Annotated in this window: 1 protein-coding gene; it reads left to right on the top strand. The window is 35.2% G+C overall.

Going from position 1 to position 991, the window contains the following annotated elements; genetic code table 11:
- Positions 1-101 precede the first annotated feature (101 nt).
- The coding region (locus OCV67_RS13355; RefSeq protein ID WP_178085186.1) for a leucine-rich repeat protein at positions 102-991 on the top strand (890 nt) is incomplete at its 3' end.

Genomic DNA, 991 nt, shown 5'->3' on the forward strand with positions numbered 1-991 from the left:
ACAGAAAATAAATGGTAAAAAATGTATGGTTTATATTGACAAAACAAAACATATATGATATAATATATATAAAGAGATGAAAATATATGGAGGGTTTGATTATGAAAAAATTAAAAGCTTTTATATTAACTGCAATGATAACATTGATGTTCGGAACTTCAGTAATAAACGCATACGAAACATATATTCCTGTAAGCATAAGATATGAAAAAACTGACAGCAACGGTGATGGAGTTGAGGATTCTATAACAATATTGTATGATAAAACATATGTTACAGCTGAAAGTGTTATAATTCCTGATAGAATTGACGGTCTGCCTGTTACAGAGATTTTACCGTATGTATTTTTCGAAAGTCAGATAACAAGCATAAAACTTCCCGACAGTCTGGAAACAATTGGAGAGTGTGCATTTATGTTCTGTGAAAATCTGAAGAACATAGAAATACCGGAAAGTGTAAAATATATATGCGAAAATGCATTCAACAGCTGCACTGCAGCGGAAAGTATCACAATATTGAATCCTGAATGTGAAATATATGATTCATATCTTACAATGTATCAGTTTACAGGAACGATATACGGTTATGAAAACTCTACTGCACAGGAATATGCGGAAAAGTATGAATATAACTTTTCTGCTATAGATGCAGAACCGGAAGTAACAACACCGGCAGAGACTACAGCTGTTACAACAAGTGAAGATGTGGCAACAACAGTTAGTCAGACAGAAATGACAACTCCAGAAGAAACACAAGTAAGTCAGATTGAAACATCGGTATCTCAAATTACAACGAGTGAACCAGCAATAACAACGGTAAGTCAGGTAAGCACATCGGCTGAAACAACGGTATCAGTGGTTACAACTCCGGAGATAACCAAACGAACAGATGAACATGGAAATATTGTAATAACAGTCGGAGATGTCAATGACGATGGAAGAGTATCCGCATTGGACGCAGCAATAATAGCGAGAAAGCTTGCAGAGGGAAG

Origin of the sequence: Porcipelethomonas ammoniilytica (genome assembly GCF_025567485.1) — a bacterium.
Lineage (GTDB): Bacteria > Bacillota > Clostridia > Oscillospirales > Ruminococcaceae > Porcipelethomonas > Porcipelethomonas ammoniilytica.